This window comes from Oceanospirillum beijerinckii DSM 7166, assembly GCF_000422425.1.
GTDB lineage: Bacteria > Pseudomonadota > Gammaproteobacteria > Pseudomonadales > Halomonadaceae > Oceanospirillum > Oceanospirillum beijerinckii.
Genome location: NZ_AULT01000094.1, coordinates 1 through 3,088, shown reverse-complemented (window position 1 = coordinate 3,088; position 3,088 = coordinate 1). Strand labels below are relative to the sequence as shown.

At 49.4% G+C, this 3,088-nt stretch carries 2 protein-coding genes and 3 pseudogenes; all 5 read right to left on the bottom strand.

The genetic code is table 11. The features are described from left to right. Positions 1 to 57: 57 nt before the first annotated feature. Positions 58 to 324, bottom strand: a pseudogene (locus H579_RS29745) (hypothetical protein); the annotation flags it as partial. Between the two features lie 20 nt (positions 325 to 344). Further along, positions 345 to 1,886, bottom strand: a pseudogene (gene tnpC, locus H579_RS29740) (IS66 family transposase). Positions 1,887 to 1,899: 13 nt separating this feature from the next. Beyond that, positions 1,900 to 2,208: pseudogene (tnpB, locus tag H579_RS26495) on the bottom strand (IS66 family insertion sequence element accessory protein TnpB); the annotation flags it as partial. A gap of 44 nt (positions 2,209 to 2,252) precedes the next feature. Continuing rightward, on the bottom strand, positions 2,253 to 2,546 hold the full coding sequence (gene tnpA, locus H579_RS0118515; protein WP_028301898.1) for an IS66 family insertion sequence element accessory protein TnpA: 294 nt from the start codon (positions 2,544 to 2,546) through the stop codon (positions 2,253 to 2,255). A 147-nt stretch (positions 2,547 to 2,693) separates the two neighbouring features. Next, a complete protein-coding gene (locus H579_RS26490) occupies positions 2,694 to 2,912 on the bottom strand; it encodes a hypothetical protein (protein WP_051227884.1) in 219 nt (72 codons plus the stop codon). Positions 2,913 to 3,088 lie beyond the last annotated feature (176 nt).

Below are 3,088 nucleotides of genomic sequence, written 5' to 3'. Positions count from 1 at the left end.
ATTCTTTGGTGTAACTTTTTCTGGTCATTATTTTCTCTCCAGTTAATGGAATTATCCTTAACTGGACTGGTTACATCTATTAGACCACCCCAAAGAGCCTTTATTTAACGAGCTCAGTTTAGCCTCCGCTACAGATGTTAAGATGGCCTCTGCTGACTTCTTCCAGATAAAAGGTTTGCTGCTTTCCTCATTATGAGCCTTGATGAAGCGCTTAATCTCCTTCCTGAGTTCTTCCGTGCTATTAAAACTTCCTCGATGGAGTGATCGCCTTTCCAGCTGAGCAAACCAGCCTTCAACTGCATTTAGCCATGAGGCTCTCGTAGGTAAGCGTTCATTTAGAGGCGTTATTGACTGGCCAGATCTGAGCGCAGTGGACTTTCAGCGAACTTCTCTTTCCATAACCGAGGTGTCAGTTCTTCAACCTGGCTCGCAGGGTGCTGGTTTATACGCAGCAACACGTCCGTAAGATAGGTATAAGGATTGATGTTATGCTGTTTACAGGTGCAGATCAGGCTCTGGATAATGCCCACATGCTCCGCACCCACCTCTGTCCAACAGAACAGCCAGTTTTTACGGCCCATTGGGATAGGACGCAGTGCTCTTTCCAGATGATTGGTATCCAGAGGGACATTGGGTTCTTCAAGAAAGACCCTCAACTCAGTTTCACGACTGATAACATAGTTCAGCGCCTTTCGTAACGGACTCGAAGGCAGTAGGTCGCCGAGATTCAGTTGCTGTTGGCACCATTCAAAGAACCGATCCACCACGGGCTTGCTCTTTTCGAGCCGCCGCTCCCGTTTGCTGGTCTCATCTGAACCCTGTGCTTCGATCCTCTCTTCCTTATACAAGGTGGCGATCATCGCCAAGGCTTCTTTGACCCGATCCGGGTACTCTGTTTCGGCTTCTATAAACTTTCGACGGCTATGTACCCAGCACTGGGCATGGGTGATCTCTTTGTTCCTCTCGATATAGCTGGCATACGCCGCATAACCATCACTGATCAGTGTGCCTTTAAAGTCCTGCTTTAAGGTGTTTTCGATCTGTTGGCGGCCACGGCTTTTCGAGAAGGTGAACACGATCTCATCCTGATCACCATACAGGGGGCAGAACCAGCCTTTACTCATCTTGCCTTTGCCTGCTTTTCCCGCCTTGATCGGGGTTTCATCCATGGCCAGCACCTGGCTGTTCAGGACGCTGATCAGTTGGGCCGCAACAATAGGACGCAGCAGATCAATGCTCCGTTTTACAAGGTTGGTCAGGGTCGCACGACTGACTGTGATGCCCGCAGCCACCATACGCTGGTGTTGGCGCTAAAGCGGCAGATGGAACTGGAACTTATCGACCAGCATACCGGCCAGAAGGCTGACATCGGATAAGCTTCTGTCCAGTACATTATCCGGTGCCGGACTGGCTTCAGGCTGAGTCTTGTCTTTACGACGCACAACGGGACGTTCATAGCGCAACACCACATAACTGGCAGGGCGTTGAGCCAGCCGGAAGGTGGTTTTAGTGCGGATCACCACGTATTGATCCGCATCGGGTCCCTGTAGTTCTGGCGCATCCTGTTCAATGACTTCAACGGGCACCTGATCGTTGAAGCGTAGTCCGCTATCATTCACGCAGTCTTCAGGACGGTGCTTCGGTGCTTTACCCCGGATGTAAGTCACTTCAGTCTGTTCACCCTCGGGTTCGATGGAGGCAGGCAGATCACCCAGCAGGCTATGCTGTAAAGGGGGATCCACAGGGCGCTTTTCAGACTTTTGTCCGAAGAACTGGCGTTCGAACCACTCCACCCGACGTTTGAGGGCAGCGTTTTCTTCCAGGAGCACTTTCATGTTCTGAAGGTTGGGTTCTGCTGAGGGCGTTGAAGTCTCTTTCATACGCATCATTATGCCCATGTTAAGTCGAAGTGCCATGCCGATAACGCTTAAATTGTCGGGCTTTTTGGATTTCAATGCCTTCGAGCAAGAGTTGAAGATCAACCGCCCGAATACGGCGCTGTCCGTCAGGTGAAGGCGTGAACCTGAACTGGCCTTGTTCGAGGCGTTTAGCCCACAGACAAAAGCCGGTGACATCAAAGTAAAGAATCTTCATCTGCGTTTTTCGCCGGTTCACGAAGATAAAGTAATCACCGGTCACGGGGTTACACTTCATCTGATTTCTGACCAGAGCACTTAGGCCGTCAAAGGATTTACGCATGTCTACGGGTTGTGTGCAGAGCTATATCCGGCTCTGACTGGCAGGGGTAAACATCAACTCTGAGACAGACGCAGTTCAACGCCGTTGCCCAGGCTGAGCACAATGTTCCAGCCTTTGGAATCATCTGCTGAAGTTGCAGTGAGTGACTGCAGATCGATGAACTGAGCCTCAGAAGAGAAGCCTTCAGCAGGCAAGTCATGAGCATTGAATCGTTTACGCCAGTTACAAAAGCTGGCATAGCCGACCTCATTCTGTTCACAGAACTGAGGGGCTGATAATCCACTTTCTTGCCACTGTTGAATCAGTATTTTCCATTGCTCAGGTGAGCGTCGAGTATATTGGGACATGGTATAAGGTCTCATCTTGTTTAAAGGATGAGACCAGATTAATCGAGCGGTTTGGATGTAAGTAGAACGCCTCAGAATGAGCGCTTACACGTGGTGTACGCTCACGACTTCGTTTCTTACGCTCAAGTGCTTGTGCCAGCCCCTCTGTCACGCAGCGTTCCCGGATTTGCTAATAGTACGCCGGCTATATCTCACTCTTTCGGCAGCTTTACGATCAGTAAGAGAAGGACCATGCTCACCTTCGTCAACCAGTAACAAAGCTTCTGCATGACGTCGACGATAAGCGGCTACACGGCCTCGTGTAACCAGATCAATTAAGTGATTACGCTCTTCCTCAGTCAATTTCACTACATAACGTTTTTTCATTCAGATTGTCCTCAACTGGTCAGGTGACTTCCACCTTTTGAGAACAAGTTTAACACTCTATTTTTTCATGATGACTGACTACTAGCAGTGTTAGAACGAATAGTAGATGCTAGACCATTTTGCTCAGAACCCAGTTTAGAGCGCTGCTTATCAACCTCAGTTACCAAACCAGACAT